The 19468-nt window shown below is 64.9% G+C and carries 16 protein-coding genes; 10 read left to right on the top strand and 6 right to left on the bottom strand.

The features are described from left to right. Nucleotides 1–161: 161 nt before the first annotated feature. The 8 genes from ABIB80_RS37070 (at nucleotide 162) to ABIB80_RS37105 (ending at nucleotide 6598) form a co-directional block, all read left to right on the top strand. Nucleotides 162–1433: an FCSD flavin-binding domain-containing protein gene (locus ABIB80_RS37070; RefSeq protein ID WP_354129406.1), complete on the top strand. Its 1272-nt coding sequence runs from the start codon at nucleotides 162–164 to the stop codon at nucleotides 1431–1433. Then, nucleotides 1426–1872 (top strand): sulfur oxidation c-type cytochrome SoxX, encoded by a 447-nt coding sequence (gene soxX, locus ABIB80_RS37075; RefSeq protein ID WP_007594053.1) that lies wholly within the window; start codon nucleotides 1426–1428, stop codon nucleotides 1870–1872. The genes ABIB80_RS37070 and soxX overlap by 8 nt, the downstream gene beginning before the upstream one ends. Before the next feature lie 8 nt (nucleotides 1873–1880). Further along, nucleotides 1881–2348, top strand: a complete 468-nt coding sequence (locus ABIB80_RS37080; RefSeq protein WP_354129407.1) for a SoxY-related AACIE arm protein — start codon at nucleotides 1881–1883, stop codon at nucleotides 2346–2348. Continuing rightward, a complete protein-coding gene (gene soxZ / locus ABIB80_RS37085; RefSeq protein WP_219682779.1) occupies nucleotides 2348–2665 on the top strand; it encodes a thiosulfate oxidation carrier complex protein SoxZ in 318 nt (105 codons plus the stop codon). The genes ABIB80_RS37080 and soxZ overlap by 1 nt, the downstream gene beginning before the upstream one ends. Then, a complete protein-coding gene (soxA, locus tag ABIB80_RS37090; RefSeq protein WP_354129408.1) occupies nucleotides 2662–3441 on the top strand; it encodes a sulfur oxidation c-type cytochrome SoxA in 780 nt (259 codons plus the stop codon). Before soxZ ends, soxA begins: the two co-directional genes overlap by 4 nt. A 78-nt stretch (nucleotides 3442–3519) precedes the next feature. Then, entirely contained in the window at nucleotides 3520–4842 is a 1323-nt protein-coding gene (locus ABIB80_RS37095; RefSeq protein ID WP_219682781.1) for an ABC transporter substrate-binding protein, read from the top strand. Continuing rightward, entirely contained in the window at nucleotides 4839–5777 is a 939-nt protein-coding gene (locus tag ABIB80_RS37100) for a carbohydrate ABC transporter permease (protein ID WP_354129409.1), read from the top strand. Before ABIB80_RS37095 ends, ABIB80_RS37100 begins: the two co-directional genes overlap by 4 nt. Next, nucleotides 5774–6598: a carbohydrate ABC transporter permease gene (locus ABIB80_RS37105; RefSeq protein ID WP_219682782.1), complete on the top strand. Its 825-nt coding sequence runs from the start codon at nucleotides 5774–5776 to the stop codon at nucleotides 6596–6598. Before ABIB80_RS37100 ends, ABIB80_RS37105 begins: the two co-directional genes overlap by 4 nt. On the opposite strand, the gene ABIB80_RS37110 is transcribed toward ABIB80_RS37105, so the two are convergent. After that, nucleotides 6599–8254 (bottom strand): regulator, encoded by a 1656-nt coding sequence (locus tag ABIB80_RS37110; RefSeq protein WP_219682783.1) that lies wholly within the window; start codon nucleotides 8252–8254, stop codon nucleotides 6599–6601. It abuts the gene before it with no gap. A 10-nt stretch (nucleotides 8255–8264) separates the two neighbouring features. After that, nucleotides 8265–8966 carry a cysteine hydrolase family protein gene (locus ABIB80_RS37115; protein ID WP_007594065.1) on the bottom strand — a complete coding sequence of 234 codons (702 nt, stop codon included), beginning with the start codon at nucleotides 8964–8966 and terminating at the stop codon, nucleotides 8265–8267. 758 nt (nucleotides 8967–9724) lie between these two features. Between ABIB80_RS37115 and ABIB80_RS37120 the strand changes: the two genes are divergently transcribed. Further along, nucleotides 9725–13201 carry an indolepyruvate ferredoxin oxidoreductase family protein gene (locus tag ABIB80_RS37120; RefSeq protein ID WP_354129410.1) on the top strand — a complete coding sequence of 1159 codons (3477 nt, stop codon included), beginning with the start codon at nucleotides 9725–9727 and terminating at the stop codon, nucleotides 13199–13201. A 139-nt stretch (nucleotides 13202–13340) separates the two neighbouring features. On the opposite strand, the gene ABIB80_RS37125 is transcribed toward ABIB80_RS37120, so the two are convergent. The 4 genes from ABIB80_RS37125 to ABIB80_RS37140 form a co-directional block, all read right to left on the bottom strand. Continuing rightward, complete coding sequence (locus ABIB80_RS37125) at nucleotides 13341–15065, bottom strand: FAD-dependent oxidoreductase (RefSeq protein ID WP_354129411.1); 1725 nt, start codon at nucleotides 15063–15065, stop codon at nucleotides 13341–13343. Between the two features lie 60 nt (nucleotides 15066–15125). Next, the gene (locus tag ABIB80_RS37130) at nucleotides 15126–16145 is read right to left on the bottom strand and encodes a S1C family serine protease (protein ID WP_354129412.1); all 1020 of its coding nucleotides are present in this window, start codon (nucleotides 16143–16145) and stop codon (nucleotides 15126–15128) included. Between the two features lie 91 nt (nucleotides 16146–16236). Continuing rightward, nucleotides 16237–16686 carry a hypothetical protein gene (locus ABIB80_RS37135; protein WP_354129413.1) on the bottom strand — a complete coding sequence of 150 codons (450 nt, stop codon included), beginning with the start codon at nucleotides 16684–16686 and terminating at the stop codon, nucleotides 16237–16239. Nucleotides 16687–16693: 7 nt separating this feature from the next. After that, nucleotides 16694–18292, bottom strand: a complete 1599-nt coding sequence (locus ABIB80_RS37140; RefSeq protein ID WP_354129414.1) for a GMC family oxidoreductase — start codon at nucleotides 18290–18292, stop codon at nucleotides 16694–16696. Nucleotides 18293–18488: 196 nt separating this feature from the next. Here ABIB80_RS37140 and ABIB80_RS37145 point away from each other — a divergent pair, with 196 nt between their 5' ends. Further along, on the top strand, nucleotides 18489–19277 hold the full coding sequence (locus tag ABIB80_RS37145; RefSeq protein ID WP_007594078.1) for a thermonuclease family protein: 789 nt from the start codon (nucleotides 18489–18491) through the stop codon (nucleotides 19275–19277). Nucleotides 19278–19468 lie beyond the last annotated feature (191 nt).

The raw sequence follows: 19468 nt of genomic DNA on the forward strand, positions 1-19468 counted from the left end.
TTCGCGCAGCGTAGCGTGGGTATATGGGAACGACGAGCCACACATGCCGGTGTCGGGGGGGGGGGGGGGGGGGGCCCCCCCCCCCCCCCCCCCCCCGCGCGCGGGGGGGGGGGGGGGGGCCCCCCCCCCCCCCCCCGCGGCACACTTTCCGGACAAGACCCATGAATGCGCCGGTGACACGGCGGGATGCCATCCTCGGCATCGCCGCCGCGGCCACATCATTCGCCGTCCCTTCGATCCTGCGCGCGCAATCGGCGGGCCGCGTCGTCGTGGTCGGCGGCGGCTTTGGCGGCGCAGCGTGCGCCCGCGCGCTGAAGCGCGCGCAGGCAAACTTGCAAGTCATCCTGATCGAACCCAATGCGGTCTTCACCTCCTGCCCCTTCAGCAACGAGGTGATTGCCGGCCTTCGCGACATCGAATCTCAGCAATTTGGCTATGACAAGGTCGCCGCCGAGGGCGTCACGATGATCGGCCAAGCCGTAACCACAATCGAGCCGCAACTGCGCAGCGTCGTGACGGCCGATGGCGTTGCGCTGCCCTATGATCGTCTCGTCCTCTCCCCCGGCGTCGACTTCCATTTCGAAGCCCTGCCCGGCTACGACGACGCGGCATCAGAAAAAATGCCGCACGCCTGGAAGGCCGGTGCGCAGATGCTGCTGCTGCGTCGGCAGCTGGAGGCCATGCCGGACGGCGGCACTCTCGCCATTGCGATCCCCGCCAATCCCTCGCGCTGTCCGCCGGCGCCCTATGAGCGCGCCAGCCTGATTGCGCATTACCTGAAAGCGAAGAAGCCGCGCTCAAAAGTCTTGATCCTCGATGCCAAGGACAACTTCTCCCAGCAGCGACTGTTCGAGAGCGCGTGGAAGGAACTTTACGGCGACATGATCGAACGCATCGGGCTGTCGCAAGGCGGCCGCGTGACTTCGGTCGATCCCGCGACAAGGACCATCGTCACCGAATTCGGCAATTACACGCCTGAGGTCGCCAACGTGATCCCGCCGCAGCGAGCGGGACGCATCGCCGAGATCGCGGGCGCTGCGGATGCCACCGGCTGGTGCCCGATCGATCCCGTGACCTTCGAATCGAAACTTGTCCAGAACATCCACGTCATCGGCGATGCCTGCCTCGGCGGGGGCATTCCCAAGTCGGCATCCGCGGCAAGCGCACAGGGCAAGGCCTGCGCTGCCGCGATCGTGAACCTCCTTGCCGGCCGCGCACCAGACACGCCGCGACTGATAGGCGTCTGCTACAACATCGTCGCACCCGGCTACGGCTTTTCACTCGCGGGCAAGTACCAGCCCAGGGGCGACATCTTCGCCGAGGTCGAGGGCGGAGCGACCAGCCCCGTCGATGCGCCGCGCGAATTGCGCGCCCGCGAGGCGGCTGAAGCCGAGCGCTGGTTTCAGACCATTACGGCGGACACCTTTGGCTAGAGCATTGGTCCATATCGCAGCGCTGATCGCCGCAAGTGTTGCCGGCGCTGCTAACGCGGACGAGCTTGTGCCCTACAACGTCGTCGGCGACGGCATCGCGGAATCGCTCACCGGCGCGCCCGGCGATGCCGCGCGCGGGCGCGCGCTCGTGCTCGCGCGCACGACGACCTGCATCCTGTGCCATTCCGGTCCCTTCCCCGAAACCCGGTTCCAGGGCGATCTCGCGCCAGACCTCTCGGGTGCGGGGAACCGCTGGACGGTGAGCCAGTTGCGGCTTCGACTGGTCGATGCGGCGCGCTTCAACCCGGAGACCATCATGCCGTCCTATTATCGCACCGACCACCTCGTGCGGGTCGGACGAAATTTCGCCGGCAAACCGATCTTGTCCGCCGCCGAGATCGAGGACATCGTGGCTTTTCTTGCAACGCTTCGGGACTAGGACTGTTCATGCCGACCACGCGACGACAATTCCTGACTCTTGCCGGAAGCGTGACGTTCGCCGGGACGATCCCGATCCTCACGCTGCGGCCGCTCGAGGCGACACCGGCGATGCTCACCGCCGCGATCCGCAACGTCGTCGGCGAAGCACCTGTCCGCACCGGCAAGGTGAAGCTCGACATTCCGCCGCTGGTCGAGAACGGCAACACGGTGCCGCTGACCGTGAGCGTCGCGAGCCCAATGACGGCGGACGACTACGTCAAGAGCATTCACGTCTTCAACGAGAAGAACCCGCAGCCGAACATCGGCAACTTCCATCTCGGCCCCTCCTCCGGCCGCGCCCAAATCTCGACCCGGATTCGGCTCGCCGACACCCAGAAGGTGGTGGCGATCGCGCGCCTTTCCGACGACACGTTCTGGCAGGTCACGACCGAAATCGTCGTGACGCTGGCCGCCTGCACCGAGGAGATGAATTGATGGCTGCGCTCATCAACGTTCCCACGAAAGCCAGACGCGGCGAAATCATCGAGATCCGCACGTTGACCTCGCACATCATGGAGACCGGCTTCCGCCACACCGCGGATGGGGCGCTGGTACCGCGCGACATCATCACGAGCTTTACGTGCCGCTATAACGGCACCGAGATTTTTCGCGCCGATCTCTTTCCGGCGATTGCGGCCAATCCCTATCTGTCGTTCTTCACGGTCGCGAAGGAGAGCGGCAAGTTCGAGTTCGAGTGGATCGGCGATAACGGTTATTCGTCCAGCGCATCGGCGTCGATCACGGTCGAATGAGTTTTTGGCGCACGATATCGGCCGCGGCGCTCCTCGCCACCGGCCCTGCCCTGCTCGCCGGCGAGATTCCGCCGGACGCGCGCCGCTCCGGCTATTCGTTCATGGGGCCCGACACCCGCGCGATGCAGGATGACGACACCTCAAATCCCGGGATGCTGTTCGTGCTCGATGGTGAGGCGTTGTGGACGAAGAGGACCGGCAGCGCCGACAAAGCCTGCGCGGATTGCCATGGCGATGCACGTGGCAGCATGAAAGGCGTCGCGGCGCGCTATCCGGCCTTCGACAAGGCGCTGGCGCGCCCCGTCACGCTCGACCAGCGCATCAATCTCTGCCGCAGCAATCATCAGCAGGCACCGGCGCTGCCCTACGAGAGCCGCGACCTGCTGGCGCTGTCCGCCTTCGTCGCGCATCAATCGCGCGGGGTCGCGATCACGGCCGGCGACGATCCGCAACTGAAGCCATTCGTCGACCAGGGCCGCGACCTCTTCATGCAGCGCGAGGGCCAGCTCAACCTTGCCTGCACCAATTGCCACGACGACAATTTCGACAAGCGACTTGCCGGCGCGCCGATCACGCAGGGACAGCCGACCGGCTATCCGCTTTATCGCCTGGAATGGCAGACGCTGGGATCGCTGGAGCGCCGGCTACGCAGCTGCATGACAGGTGTCCGCGCCCAGGCCTATGATTTCGGCGCGCCCGAGCTGGTCGCGCTCGAACTCTATCTGATGTCGCGAGCGCATGGCTTGCCGATGGAAACGCCGGCCGTGCGGCCCTGAATTCCACAGATTAGGGCTAGGCAGACGCGGAACGGCCGCTAGTATCCGCCCAAATTGAGTCTCAGGGAGGGACCTAAAGTGGTCAACCACAAAATCTCGCGTCGTACGCTCTTGACCGGCACGGCCGCAGCTGGAGCGCTCGGCCTGACGGGAATGCCGGCGCGCGCCGAGGTGAACTGGAAGAAATACGCAGGGACCAAGCTTGAGGTGATCCTCGCCAAGGGGCCCCGCGGCGACAACCTGCAAAAATACGTCAAGGAGTTCACCGAGCTCACCGGCATCCAGGTCGAAGCGGAGCAGATTCCCGAGCAGCAGCAGCGCCAGAAGGTGGTGATCGAGTTCACCTCGGGCCGTCCGAGCTTCGACGTCGTCCATCTCAGCTACCACGTGCAGAAGCGGCAGTTCGAGAAGGCCGGCTGGCTCGCCGACTTGACCCCCTTCATGAAGGACCCGGCGCTGACCGCCCCCGATCTCGTCGAGAGCGACTTCTCGGCCGCGGGCCTGCAATACGCCAGGAACGACAAGGGCCAGATGCTGTCGCTGCCGTGGTCGGTCGATTATTTCATCCTCTATTACAACAAGGAGCTGTTCGAGAAGAAGGGCGTCGCCGTTCCCAAGACCCTCGATGAGATGGCTGCGGCGGCCGAGAAGCTCACCGATACCAAGGAAGGCATCTACGGCTTTGTCGGGCGCGGCTTGCGCAACGCCAACATGGCGATGTGGAGCAACTTCTTCCTCAACTATGGCGGAGAATTCCTCGACGCCAAGGGCAACATCCTGACCGACGGTCCGGAAGCCATTGCCGCGACCAAGCTGTATCAGACGCTCCTGACCAAATCGGCACCTCCAGGCGTCGCCGGCTTTAACTGGATGGAGTCGATGGCCTCGTTCACGCAAGGCCGATCCGCGATGTGGATCGACGGCGTCGGCTGGGCGCCGCCGCTGGAAGATCCGGCTGCCTCGCGCGTTGTCGGCAAAGTCGGCTACACCGTCGTGCCCGCCGGCCCCAAGGGACAATATTCCTCGACCTATGGCGACGGCATCGGCGTTGCCGCTGCGAGCAAGAACAAGGAAGCCGCCTATCTGCTCTGCCAATGGGTGGTCTCGAAAACGCAAGGAGCGCGGCTGCTGCAGGCCGGCGGCGGCGTCCCGTTCCGCAACTCGATCCTTGGCGATGCCGAGGTCCAGAAGGGCGTCAAGACCAAGGAGTGGCTGCAATCGGTGATCGATTCCGGCAAGATCAGCAAGCTGGGCCTGCCCGTCGTGATCCCGGTCGCCGAATTCCGCGACATCGTCGGCGCGGCCGTCACTGCGACCTTGTCCGGCGCCGATCCTGCCGCCGAGCTGAAGAAGGCCAACGATCAGTACCGGCCGATCCTGGAGCGTAGCGAGAAGGCGTGAGTGCGTCGACACAATCGACTCCGGGCGCGGCACAGTCTGATGTCGCGCCGGAGAAAGAGTTGCGGCCGCCGTCGTACTGGCCGTTCGTGGTGCCGGCGCTGGTCGTCGTGATCGCGATCATCATCTTCCCGTGGGTCTTCACGATCTGGATGAGCCTGAACGAGTGGAAGGTCGGCTCCTCGACCACCTTCGTCGGGTTGTCCAATTATCTGCGGCTGACGAGCGATCCCCGCTTCATCGAGGCCGTCGGACATACACTGGTCTACACCATATTGTCCGTGCTGCTGCCGCTCGTGCTCGGCACGTTTGCGGCCGTGGTGTTTCACCAGAAATTTCCCGGCCGCGGCTTTCTGCGCGGCGTCTTCATCATGCCGATGATGGCGACGCCGGTGGCGATCGCGCTGGTCTGGACCATGATGTTCCACCCGCAACTCGGCGTGCTGAACTATCTGCTGTCACTGGTCGGAATCCCTGCGCAGCTCTGGGTATTCCATCCCGCGACCGTCATTCCTTCGCTGGTACTGGTCGAGACCTGGCAATGGACGCCGCTGGTCATGCTGATCGTGCTCGGCGGCCTCGCCGCGATCCCGACCGAGCCTTATGAAAGCGCACAGATCGACGGCGCCAGCATCTGGCAGGTGTTCCGCTTCATCACCCTGCCGCTGATCATGCCGTTCCTGTTCATCGCCGGCATGATCCGCATGATCGACGCCGTGAAGAGCTTCGACATCATTTTCGCAATCACCCAGGGCGGACCGGGATCGGCGTCGGAGACGATCAACATCTATCTCTACAGCGTCGCCTTCTCCTACTACGACCTCGGCTACGGCTCGGCGATTGCTGTCGTGTTCTTCCTGCTGATCGTCCTGCTTGCGGCGGTGATGCTCTACGCGCGCCAGCGCATGCTGTGGACCGAGATCGCGAGCGGCACATGACTCCAAGGCAAATCGTCGGCAAGATCGGCCTGTGGTTCTCGGTGTTCGTCATCGTGTCGCCGGCGATCCTGTTCTTTCTCTGGATGCTGTCGCTGTCGCTCAAATTCGAGATCGACAACGCCGCCTACCCGCCGGTGTTCTTCCCCGAGCATGTCGCCTGGAAGAACTATGCCGACGTGCTCGCCTCCAACCGCTTCCTGACCTATTTCATCAACAGCCTGATCGTGACCGGCAGCGCGACGTTGCTTGCGCTGCTCGTCGGCGTTCCCGCCGGCTACGGCATCGCGCGGATGGCCGCGCACAAATCTGCGATCGTGATCCTGATCGCCCGTATCACGCCGGGATTGTCCTATCTGATCCCGCTGTTTCTCATGTTTCAATGGCTGGGATTGCTGGGCACGCTGGTGCCGCAGATCATCATCCACCTCGTGGTCACGGTGCCGATCGTGATCTGGATTATGATCGGCTATTTCGAGACGACGCCGATGGAGCTGGAAGAAGCAGCCCTCATCGACGGCGCCACGCGCTGGCAGGTCTTTCGGCACGTTGCCCTGCCAATCGCCAAGCCCGGCATCGCCGTTGCCTTCATCCTGGCTGTGATCTTCTCCTGGAACAACTTTGTGTTCGGCATCGTGCTGGCCGGACGCGAGACCCGCACCCTGCCGGTCGCCGTCTACAACATGATTTCGTTCGACCAGTTGAGCTGGGGGCCGCTCGCGGCCGCCGCGCTGATCGTCACCCTCCCGGTGCTGCTGCTGACGGTGTTCGCCCAGCGACAGATCGTCGCCGGGCTCACCGCTGGTGCCGTCAAGGGCGGGTAGCTACTCCGCCGGTGCCGCGTGCATGTCCGCGTGCGGCATGTAAGGCTCGCTCGCGCCGAGCCTGCTGGCCGCGAACAGACCGGCGGCCATCACTGCATAGGCGAACGCGACCGCGGGCGTGACGCCAAATCCGCCGCCGATGCCGACGGCTTCGCCGTGCATGAAGCCGAAGTAAGTCAGGACCGCACCAACCAGCGCGAATGCCGAGGCTTTCTCGAAGTCGCGCTCGATGATGAAGACGCCGATCGCACCCAGGATCAGGCCGCCGAGGATGGAGCCGCCGCCCATCACTTCGAGTCCGTGATAGAACACGCCCTGCTGCGGCAGCGCTGCAATCGCGGCCGCCTTGACCGCGTCGGCCTTGTCGGCGGCCATTCCGCCGACGGTCGCAGCCGCGTTCATGGTCGAGCCCAGCATGGTGTCGATCTGGAGCTTGGCCCAGGCGGCCAAATGCGGCGTCAGCGCCAGCACGATCGCGGGCGCGTGCTTGATCGGCGTGGTCTGGAACGCCTGCGCGCCAATGAGCATGCCGATATAGAGCAGGATCGGCGAGATCGCGACGACCGGGACCAGCGCCAGCAGCACCGAGATGATGCCGAACCAGGCCAGCACCACCACCATGATGCCGGTCGCGGCCGAATAGCCGATGCGGCCGCCCATCGCCTTCCAGCCGGGATGGCCGATATAGACGGCGTTGATAAAGGGGTTGCCCATCAGGCAGCCGATCAGGCTGACGATTCCGTCGGCGGTGAGCACGCGCGTGGTCGGATATTCGTCGCCGGCGGCTTCCGCGCTCTCGACATTGTCCATGGCCTCGACGAGATCATAGATGCCGAACGGAATGGCAGTGACCAGGATGACGCCAAGGAATTCGAATCCGGAGAAGACGTAGCCCACCGCCGGGATCGGCACCGAGAAGCCGAAATTCGCGAAGGCATCACTGACGCCCTTGACGCTGAGCCCGCCGAGACCAAGGCCGAACAGGTTCGAGCCCCAGGCGATAACCATGCCCACCGCGATCGCAACGAGACCGGCGGGAATGCCGCGCCAATATTTCACGCCGCCGAACCAGCTCACCAGGATGATGGCGAAGCAGACCAGGCCGATCTGTGGCGTCATGTACATTTCGAGCGCCGGTCGCATCGAGATGAAGGTGACGGAGACGCCGGCGAGCGTACCGAGCAGCGCCGCGCGCGGCGTGATCTTTCGAATGAACGGCGCGATGAAGCCGCCGATCATCAGGATGAAGCTCTGGAAGAACACCCAGACCAGGCCAGCCGACCAGCCTTTGAGCGGATCGCCGGTCTTGATCGTGATCGGCAGCATGATCACGAAGGTGACGATGAACATGTGCGGCACGCTGACGCCTGATGGTAGGGCACAGACGTCGTTGCGGCCGGTCTTCTGCGCCAGGCGATAAGCGAGGAACGCGTAGTAGAAGGTGGAAAGGCACATCATCAACCCGAGTGCGGGAAGGATGCGGCCGAACACGAGTGAGTCGGGCATCTTCAACACGAAGCGCAACAGGCCCGTGAGCACCAGCATGTTGACGAGGATGTTGGTGCCGAAGCCAAAAAACGCGTTCCAGTCGCCCGGTGTCCATAGTGCCGGCTTGAACTCGGAGGTGCCGGCCGTCCCTGTCGTGCCTGTGCTCATCGTGATGCCCCTACGCTGATGTGGAAATCTTCATCGCCTCCAGAACCGCGGCTGAGCTTGCGACCCAGCCGAAGATGCCGCCCTGGGCCTTGATCATCTTCAGGCCCATCTCGTGAAATTCGGGGAAGTAGGACGCGCAGCCGTCCGAGATGACGACGCAGCGATAGCCGCGGTCGTTGGCCTCGCGCACGGTGGTGTTGACACACACTTCGGTGGTGACGCCGCACACCAGCAGATTTTCGATGCCGTATTTCTCCAGCACGTCGGTGAGCTCGGTGGCGTAGAATGCGCCCTTGCCGGGCTTGTCGATCACGATCTCGCTGTCGAGCGGATAGAGCTCCGGGATGATGTCGTGGCCGGCCTCGCCGCGAATGAGAATGCGTCCCATGGGACCGGGGTCGCCGATGCGAAGGGATGGCGCGCCGCGCTCGACTTTCGCCGGCGGCGCGTCGGAGAGATCGGGCAGATGGCCCTCGCGCGTGTGGATCACCAGCATGCCGGTATCCCGCGCGGCCTTCAGCACGGCACCGATCGGCTTCACCGCACGCGCGAGCTGGCTGACGTCGTTGCCCAGCGTCTCGCCGAAACCGCCGGGCTCCATGAAGTCGCGCTGCATGTCGATGATGAGAAGCGCGGTGGCCGGCCAGTCGAGCTTGACCGGCTCCGGTTCGGCGCTGATGACACCCAGTGTCGGCTTGGTTGAGTTCAACATGACTCAAGGCCCCCGCGAGAACTCTCTCTGCAGGAGTTCTGCAAGCGCCATGCCATTGTGTACAATTGCGATTAAGCCGACGGCGCAGGAAAATTTACTGCGCTGTCAGAATGTTATTAGGAAAGCCGGGGTCTGCTTATTCGCTGTGCGGCGGCTTTGCGGCGTGCATTTGCCCAAAGGATGAGCGCTCTCCGTCGTTATTCCGGGGCGATGCGTAAGCGTCGAACCCGGAATCCATCGGGCGGCTAAACACGCGCTGAAATCGATCCGGGCTCGCGCGACGCGCGCCCCGGAACGACGAAGGTGGCGCTAGCGACCCGCTCCATACAGCCCCCGATGCTCCTCCCCATGGTGCGCGCAAGAGGCCTTCAGCGTCGTCATGTAGAGCGACCTTCAGGTCTTGAGGATCATGGGGTCGCCAGCGGCATGAGTTCGCGAAGACGTCGAGGGCTGTCGGCGCAGCAACGATATCGGCCGTACCGCGCAATACCTCTGCTTGGAGCATCTGGCGCGGGTGGCGCCATGGCCCGATCGGAGCCTCAGCTGTCTCCGTGATCTCAGTGTCGAGCGCGCTTGCAGTCACGATGTCCTCCGCAAGCAAGCCATGACCAGCAGGAGCGCCACGGATGCGGCCAGCGATATTGACTTCGCCTGTGCATGCCTTTGACTGTCACAATTCGCGTCGCGCAGCCGCTCCTCCCTCCCGCAGCGCAAACCCCAAGTCGAAGAAAAGCCAAACAAGAGACGAGGACTTCCGAATGACGCTGATGCAGGTCGAGCTGGACGACAAATACCGGCTCGAATCGAAGCGGATCTTCCTGTCTGGCACGCAGGCGCTGGTCCGCCTGCCCATGTTGCAGCGCGAACGCGACCGGCTTCAGGGCCTCAACACCGGCGGCTTCATCTCGGGCTATCGCGGTTCCCCGCTCGGCATGTACGACCACGCATTGTGGCGCGCGAAGTCACACCTCCAGCAGCACGACATCGCCTTCGTTCCCGGCTTGAACGAGGACCTCGCGGCGACCGCCGTCTGGGGCAGCCAGCAGGTCGGCCTGTTTCCCGGCGCGAAGGTCGATGGCGTGTTCGGCATCTGGTACGGCAAGGGGCCGGGCGTTGATCGCTCGGTCGACGCGCTCAAGCATGCGAATGCCGCCGGCACCTCGCTCAACGGCGGCGTGCTCGCGCTCGCCGGCGACGACCACGGCTGCCAGTCCTCGACACTGGCGCACCAGAGCGAGCAGGTCTTCGCAGCGGCGCTGATCCCTGTGATCAACCCAGCGACACTGCAGGACTATCTTGACCTCGGCCTCTACGGCTTTGCGCTGTCGCGCTTCTCCGGCTGCTGGGTCGGCTTCAAGGCGATCAGCGAGACCGTGGAGAGTTCGGCCTCGATTGACAGCGATCCCGAACGCATCCAGATCAAGCTCCCCAACGATTTCGAGATGCCGCCCGGCGGCCTCAACATCCGCTGGCCCGATCCGCCGCTGGACGCCGAGAGGCGCCTGTTCGGCCCGAAGATGGCGGCGGTGCAGGCCTTTGCGCGTGCCAACCAGCTCGATCGCATCGTGCTCGACTCCAGGCCGGCACGGCTCGGCATCGTCGCGACCGGCAAGGCTTATCTCGATCTGCGGCAGGCGCTGGCCGATCTGGGCATCACCGACAAGGATGCGCAGGATTTGGGCCTGCGCATCTACAAGGTCGCACTGACCTGGCCGCTCGAGGAAACCGGCGCCAAGCGCTTCGCCGAAGGGCTTCAGGACGTGCTGGTCGTCGAGGAGAAGCGCGGTTTCATCGAAGACCAGCTGATGCGCATCCTCTACAACATCGATGCGTCCCGGCGCCCGACCGTGACGGGAAAACGCGACGAGCGAGGCGCGCCGCTATTGCCGAGCGAGGGCGAACTGACGCCGACCGTCGTTGCAGCCGCACTGGTGGCGCGGCTGCGCAAGCTCGGCCACCACAGCCCGGTGCTTGAGCAGCGCCTCGCCCGGCTCGAGGCCTTCGACACTCCTGTTCCGGCCTCCCAGCAAATCAAACTGGCGCGCACGCCATTCTTCTGCTCGGGCTGCCCGCACAACACCTCGACGCGCGTGCCCGAGGGAAGCCGCGCCATGGCCGGCATCGGCTGCCACGGCATGGCCCTGAGCATGCCGACCCGCCGCACCGATCTGATCTCGCATATGGGCGCCGAGGGCGTGAACTGGATCGGACAAGCGCCCTTCACCACCGAGCAGCACATCTTCCAGAACCTCGGCGACGGCACCTACACCCATTCCGGACTGCTTGCCCTTCGCGCGGCATCGGCCGCCGGCATCAGCATCACCTACAAGATCCTCTACAACGACGCCGTCGCGATGACCGGCGGCCAGCCGGCCGAGGGCGGCTTCAACGTTGCCCAGATCGCTCAACAGGTCTGGGCCGAGGGCGTCAAGCGCCTCGCGATCGTCTCCGACGATCCCACCAAGTACCCTGACGGCAATTACTTCCCGCAAGGCGCGACCATCCATCATCGCCGCGAGCTTGACGCCGTTCAGCGCGAGCTGCGCGACATCAAGGGCCTTACGGTCATCGTCTACGACCAGACCTGCGCCGCGGAAAAGCGCCGCCGCCGCAAGCGCGGGCTGTATCCGGATCCCGCCAAGCGCGCCTTCATCAACGAGCTGGTCTGCGAAGGCTGCGGCGACTGCTCGCAAGCCTCGAACTGTGTCTCGGTGCAGCCGCTGGAGACCGAGTTCGGCCGCAAGCGCCAGATCGACCAGTCGAACTGCAACAAGGACTTTTCCTGCGTCGAGGGCTTTTGTCCGAGTTTTGTCACCGTGCATGGCGGCACGCTCAAGCGGATCAAGACATCGACAGTCGACTCAGGCCAGCTGTTTGTCGACCTGCCGCTGCCACCCGCGCGTGAGCTGGACGCCCCCTACAATATCCTTGTCACCGGCATCGGCGGCACCGGTGTCATCACCATCGGCGCGCTGCTCGGCATGGCCGCCCATGTTGACGGCCGCGGCTGCTCGGCGCTGGATTTCACCGGTCTGTCGCAGAAGAACGGCGCGGTGATGAGCCATGTGCGCATCGCCGCGAAGCCGGAAGACATCTCCGCGGTCCGGATCACCACCGGCGGCGCGGACGTCATCCTCGGCTGCGACATGATCGTCTCGGCAGGTCCCTCGGCGCTCAGCCGCGCCGAACGCGGAACCACGAAAGCGTATATCAATGCCGATCTCCAGCCGACCGCGAGCTTCGTGCAAAACCCCGATCTCGATTTCGAGATGGGCACGATGCAGACCGTGCTGCGCGACGCCGTCGGCGACAACAACCTCGACATCATCGACGCCACAGGTATTGCCTCCGCGCTGATGGGCGATTCGATCGCGACAAATCCCTTCATGCTCGGCTTCGCCTTCCAGAAAGGCGCGATCCCGCTGTCGCTGGAAGCGCTGCTCCGCGCCATCGAGATCAACGGCGCCGCGATCGAGATGAACAAGCTCGCCTTCGCCTGGGGACGTCTCGCCGCCCACGACATGTCGCGGGTGCGCAGCGTTCTGCAGTTCAGGAGCCGGGCCTCCACGCCGGCGAAGTCGCTCGACGACATCATCGCGACGCGCGCCGAGTTTTTGACCGGCTATCAGGGCAAGGCCTACGCGGACCGCTACCGCACCGCCGTTGCCAAGGTGCGCAAGGCGGAAGCTGCTGCCTCCCCAGCGTCCACCGAGCTGACCGACGCTGTCGCGAAAAGCCTGTTCAAGCTGATGTCCTACAAGGACGAGTACGAGGTCGCGCGGCTCTACACCGACGGCAGCTTCTCCAAGAAAGTCTCGGAGAAATTCGACGGGGACTTCAAGCTGAAGTTCTATCTGGCCCCGCCGATCTTCGCACAGCGCGACAAGACCACCGGACATCTCCAGAAGAAGGAATTCGGCGGCTGGATGATCCACGCCTTCCGCGTGCTGGCCAAACTGAAATTCCTCCGCGGCGGCGCGTTCGATCCATTCGGCCGCACCGAGGAGCGCCGGACCGAGCGGAAGCTGGTCGCGGATTATCTCGACATGATCGATCAGCGGATCGCCGGGCTGAAAGCGGAGCAGATCCCGCTATTGGCGAGGCTCGCGCGGCTGCCGGAGACGATCCGCGGCTTCGGGCATGTCAAGGAAGCCAACATCAAGCTGGCGGCGGCGGAGAAGTCGCGGCTGGAAGCGGAACTGGAGAACAGCCGCTTTGCGGCGGCTGCGGAGTAGTAGATGCGCGCTCCGCATTCTCTGCCGTCATCGCCCGCGAAGGCGGGCGATCCAGTACTCCGAGCCGGTTGTGATTAGTCGATGGGCTGCGGCGTACTGGATGCCCCGCCTTCGCGGGGCATGACAGCGGTGGTAAAGGCTAGACCAACGCTGTGGCCGCACTCGCCCCGGCCACACTCCCCTCCGCCAGATGCCTTCCCGCGATGTAGCCGAATGTCAGCGCCGGCCCGAGCGTGATGCCCGGCCCGGGGCAATTGCCGTTCATGATCGAGCCCATGTCGTTGCCGCAGGCGTAGAGGCCCGTAACCGGCGTGCCATCCTCGCGCAACACGCGCGCCTGGGCATCGACCTTCATGCCGATCGCCGTGCCGAGATCGGCTGGATAGATGCGCATCGCAAAGAACGGCGCGCAGAGGATGGGCGCGACGCAGGGGTTCGGCTTATGGCTGATATCGCCGAGGTATCGCTGATAGATGGTGCTGCCGCGACCGAATTCCGGATCTCGGCCGTCCTTCGCATCGGAATTGTAGTTTGCGATCGTCGCCGCGAGTGTCGACGGCTTGATGCCGATCCTCGCTGCGAGCTGCGCGATATCAGCGGCCTCGATTAACTCGCCGCCCGCCGCATAGCGCCTGATATTGCGCGTGAACGGCCTGATACGGCCTAGGCCGTAGCTCCACAGGAACGGACGGTCGCAGATCAGATAGAACGGCCGGTCCGGGTCGCCATTGCCATCGCGCAGCATGGCGAGCACGAACTCGTGGTACGACAGCGCCTCGTTGACGAAGCGCCGGCCGGCTGCATTGACCGCGATCACGCCGGGCTTGGCGCGGTCGGTCACAATGTGCGGGAAAACGCCTCGGCTCCCATCGGCGCGCCGGAACAGCGAGGCCGGCACCCAATAGGCCGGGCTCGTCGCATCCGTATTGAGCGCGGCGCCGGTTGCAGTCGCAAGGCGGAGCCCGTCGCCAGTAGCGGACGTGTGGGTCGCCGAGATGAATCCGGCCGCGGGTGGGAAGAAGTGTTTTCGCAAGGTCGCGTCGTGCGAAAAGCCGCCGGTCGCGAGCACCACACCGCGCCGCGCGGCGATCAGGCGATCGCGCGAGCCATGACGGATAATTACACCGCCGACGCGCTCGCCCTGCATAGACAGGCCTTCGACGTCCGCGCTAAAGAGGATCTCAACCTGCCGCGCCAGCAGCGAGGCATACAGCCGTGCGGCGAGCGCATTGCCGAGATGCAGCGTCGTGCCGCGCGAGCTCCGCAGCCGCTGCCACGCATACTCCGAAACCAGCCGCATCGCGCGAACAGTCGAGCGCAGCGATCTTCCGGCCCGGCGCAGATGCGGGATGTCGAGGCGGTTGACCATCATCCCGCCGAATCGCGTGAACTCCGGCAGCGGTGCGCGCAGCCGCGCGAAATGCGCGCCCAGCCGCGTGCCGTCGAAGACGACCGGCTCGAGCACGCGCCCGCCCGCGGTCGCGCCCAGCCGCTCCAGATAATAGTCCGGACAGGCTTTCACCGGCTGGAGGCGCACTTGCGTGTTGGCTTCGAGATAGGCGACCGCCTCCGGTCCGCGCGCGAGGAAGGCGGCGCGCAGGCCCGCATGGGCGAGCTCGGGCACTGTGCTCGACAAATATTGCACGGCGTCCGTGACGCTGTCGGCGAGCCCCGCCTCTTTCATCTTGGCATTGGCGGGAATCCAGACCATGCCATCGGACCACGCGGTGGTGCCGCCGACGAAGGCGGTCTTCTCGATCACCAACACGCGCAGGCCTTCGGCGGCGGCGACGGCCGCGGCCGTTATGCCACCGGCGCCGGCGCCGACGACAATGACATCGTAGGTCTCATGCGCCGGCATCATGCGGCGGGGTTCCCGAGAGCGAGCCATGACACCGTCATACCCCGCTTGGGCGCCCGCACGCTAGCGCGCCGGCTTGCGCTCGACCGGGTCGATCTCGATCGCCCGCAGGCGGCCGAGCCGCAGCACGTCCATAGCCAGCCGCCGGCCGATCCGGTCGCGGTCGAGCACACGGATCAGATCGTCCACGCCGTTGATCTCGACGCCGTCGAGGCCGATCACGACATCGCCGGACAACAGGCCCGCCTTCGCCGCCGGCCCGTCCGGCTCGATCTGCGCCAGCAGCGCGCCCATTTTGTTCTCGACGCCGGCCAGCACCGCGTGCCGCCGCGGGATCGGCGCGGTCTGGCCGGCCACGCCGATATAGGCGCGACGGACATAGCCGTGGCGGATGATCTCCGACAGCACGAACTGCGCGGTGTTGCTGGCGACCGCAAAGCAGATCCCTTGCGCGCCATTGATGATCGCGGTGTTGATGCCGATCACCTCGGCATTCGACGACACCAGCGGCCCGCCCGAATTTCCGGGATTGAGCGCAGCATCGGTCTGGATCACGTCCTCGATGGTGCGGCCACTGACCGAGCGGATCGAGCGCCCGAGCGCCGAGACCACGCCGGCAGTGACGGTCGATTCAAAGCCGAGCGGATTGCCGATCGCGATGACGAGCTGGCCGCGCCGCAAGGTCTTGGAGTTGCCGAGCGCCGCATAGGGCAAGTCCCGCACACCGTTGGCGCGAAGCAACGCAAGATCAGTGTCGGGATCGACGCCGAGCACCCGGGCGTCGCCGACATGGCCCTCAACGTCGCGTAGCCGGATCTCCTTCGACGAGCCGACCACGTGGCTATTGGTGAGAACGAGCCCGTCCGGCGAGATCACGATGCCCGAGCCGAGCCCGCCGCGCTCGCGGCCGTTCGGCACTTTTGGTCCCGTCTCGACGCGCACGACGGCTGGACCGACGCGCTCGGTCACGTCGATTACGGCATTGGAATAGGCGTCCAGCAGGGCCCGGTCATCGACCGGAGCGGCCGCTTCCGTTCGCGATGACGCGGCGCCATCGACGATATCTGAGGTGAAATCCAGCATGATAGGAGTCCTTGAGGCTCACACAGATGGTGGCCTGCTCCGTCAGGCGCAAGGGACCCGTCCGGGGCGCAAGGCTGGACTGCCCAGGTGGCTAGGGCACTCGCCGCAGCGTGCCTGCCCTTGCCTTGACCGGATCGAGCAGCGACCAGTCGCCGTCCGGGAGCACGTAGCCCTTGGGAAAAGGTGCGCGCAGTTCGAGACCGAGCGAGCGCAGCACCCGATCGTCGCGGTAGTAGCATTGCAGCACCACGCGGACGAGCGTGGCCGCAGCCGCACCGCCGGAACTGCGAAACTCCTGCGCCACCGCATCGCGCTTCGCCGCATCGAGCTCAGTCAACGGCTGGCCCGCGAGCCGCGCCAGATAGTCCAGCGCCGCCACCACCAATTTGGCGTCACGTCCGAGCGTCGCCAGCATGTCGGCCTGGATCGCGGGGTCGTCGGCGCCCGGCACCTTGTACTCATCGCTCGCGGGAACGATCATCGCGGCGATGGTGCGGAGGTCGTCGCGCTGGGCGCGTGTCAGTTGATTGTCTGCGGACATGACGGCCTCAGTCAAAGAGGTTGGCGAGGCGCTGCTTCATCTGGTCGGCGATGTAGAGCGCGAGGGCCTGAATGGTGGACGTTGGATTCACGCCGCCCGAGGTGACGAAGATGCTGCCGTCGACGATGAAGAGGTTCTTCACGTCGTGCGTGCGGCCCCATTCGTTGACGACGGAGCGTTCGGGATCGGTGCCCATGCGTGCCGTGCCGAGCAGGTGCCAGCCGCCCCAGGGGATCGGCGAGTTGACGCAGATGTCGGTCGCTCCCGCCGTTTCGAGAATCTCGCGGCCGCGCGCCAGCGCATGCTCCATCATCTTGCGGCTGTTCTCGCTGATCGTGTAATTGATCTTCGGCGCGGGAATGCCGTGGCCATCCTTCAAGACCGGATCGAGCGTGACTTGGTTGTGCTCCTCCGGCAGGTCCTCGCAAATCGCGGAAAAGCCGAGCCGGTGGCCGTTGAGCTTGCGGAAGATGCGGTGATGATCGGCGCCCCACGGCAAAATGCCCTTCTGCTCGCTGACGACAGCCTCGAACACCGGCCCGGCGCCGCGCACGAACTGGACGCCGTAGCCGCGCACGAAGCCGCGCGAGAGGTCCGTGTCATACCATTCCTTGCTCCACAGGCAGGTCGGCGGCGCGCGGTTGCTATCGGTCGGCTCCTTCACATAGCCGTAGATCTGCGCATAGGGATGGAACATCAGGTTCTTGCCGACGAGGCCCGACGAATTGGCAAGCCCGTTCGGAAAGCGGTTCGACGCCGAGTTCAGCAGCAGTCGCGGCGTGCCGACGCCGTTGCAGGCGATGATGACGACATGCGCCGGCTGGAACTGCTCGACGCCGTCCTTGTCGTAGTAGACCACGCCGGTGGCCATGCCGTTCTCGTCCGTGGTGATCTCGCGCACCCGGCAGTGCGTACGCAGCTCGACGCCAGCGCGGACCGCGTGCGGCCAATAGGTGATGTCCGTCGAGGATTTAGCGCCTTGCGCGCAGGCCGGCGTGCAATGGCCGAGATTGATGCAGCGCGCGCGGCCCTCGTAGTCCATGGTCGCGACCGTCGTGTCCGAGGGCCACCAGTGCCAGCCGAGCTTGTTCATGGCCTTGCCGATGATCGCACCGGACAATCCGAGCGGCTGTTGCGGCATCGGCGGATGCGTCAGCGGCGAGAGCGGGTCGCCCGACAGGCCGGACGTGCCCATCATCCGGTCGTTCTCTTCAAAGAACGGGGTCAGCGCGTCGTAGTCGATCGGCCAGTCGTCGGCGACGCCGTCGAGCGTCCTCACCTTGAAATCGGAGGGATGCAACCGCGGCCAGTGCGCGGTGTACATCACCGTCGAGCCACCGACCGCATTGTAGTTGACGACCTTGATCGGCGAATTGTCGTCGTTGATCGGATAGTCCTCGGGCCGACCGCGGACGTTGGGGCTGGACGACCACTCGCCGTAGAACTTGGCCTCCCAGTCCCGGCCCGTGCTGGGATATTCCGCCGGGTTCATCCAGCCGCCCTGCTCCAGGCAGAGAATGTGCATCTTGGTCTCGGCCAGTGACCACGCCACCGCCGCGCCTGAAGCGCCGGCGCCGATGATCAGGACGTCCACGGGGTCTTTCATCGCGAAATTTTCCTCCCTTCGCCGCTTCCCGGGCGATTCGGCCTCCGCTCTGCAAGGCCGGCGAACGATAGGATCAGAGCTACGGCCGAGTAAAGCCACGAGGCCGGAATGTCGCACTTCGCGGGGCGCAGACCATTGGTATCGCCACATCCGGATGCTAGGAACAAGGCGCACGAGCCATCGATAGCGAGACCTTATGTCCTTCCGAAACTCCTTTGCCAGCGCCCGCGCTTTTGCGTTCGTTTCCTTTCTCGCCCTGTCCGGATTTCTGGGCACCACCGGCCCCGCCTCCGCGCTGACCGCCGCAGCGACGGTCCGCGACGGCAACGCCATCCAGCTCGGCGACGTCACCTATCGTCTCGACGGCGTCGACGCGCCCGAGCTGGACCAGGTCTGCATCGACGATCACGCCGATCCCTGGACCTGCGGCATCGAGGCCCGAGATCAGCTCGCCAAGCTGATTGGCAAGCGATCGGTGCGTTGCGACGATGTCGGACCGGAAAAGAGTTTCGGCAAGCGGCACCGCGCGATCTGCACGGCCGAAGGCGACAAGACCAGCTTGAACGAGCAGCTGGTCAAGCTCGGCTATGCCATTGCCCGCGAGCCGGTCAAGGCGAACGTCAAGTCGGCCGCGGCCGACGCAAAATCGACCTCGGCCGGAATTTGGAAGGGCTGTTTTGTCGCACCGCAAGAATTCCGCACCGGCAAGAAGGATGGCGCGCTGCTGGGCGCCGCCTGCCGCGCGGACCGCGACAAGGAGATTCGCGCGGCGTTATTTCCCGAGGATCTGACGATGCCGCCGAGCTGTGGCATCAAGGGCAAGCTTGCGGTGCGCGCGCGCGTGACCGGCAATATCGGCATCTACCATTTACGGGGCTGCCCGAGCTACCCCGCGACCACCAAGCCGGATCGCTGGTTCTGCTCGGAAGACGACGCCCAGGCTGCGGGCTTCCGCAAGGCCTACAATTGCCGACGGCCGAAATGACGAAGCTCATCACGCAGCCGTGAGCGCAAGCCGGAGACAGTATTCATCCGGAATTGAACTCCATCGAGAGTTTCTGCATTTGTAAGCGTACGCGAGCGCTTTGCGCGAGCGTTTCCTTGGCGGCAATCCGGCTCTGGCCCGATTGCTTTGCTCGGGCGTTTCCTCCCTAGACTTGGGCCGCTTGTCACAAC

This window comes from Bradyrhizobium sp. i1.15.2 (genome assembly GCF_040548425.1).
In the GTDB taxonomy this organism is placed as follows: Bacteria; Pseudomonadota; Alphaproteobacteria; order Rhizobiales; family Xanthobacteraceae; genus Bradyrhizobium; species Bradyrhizobium canariense.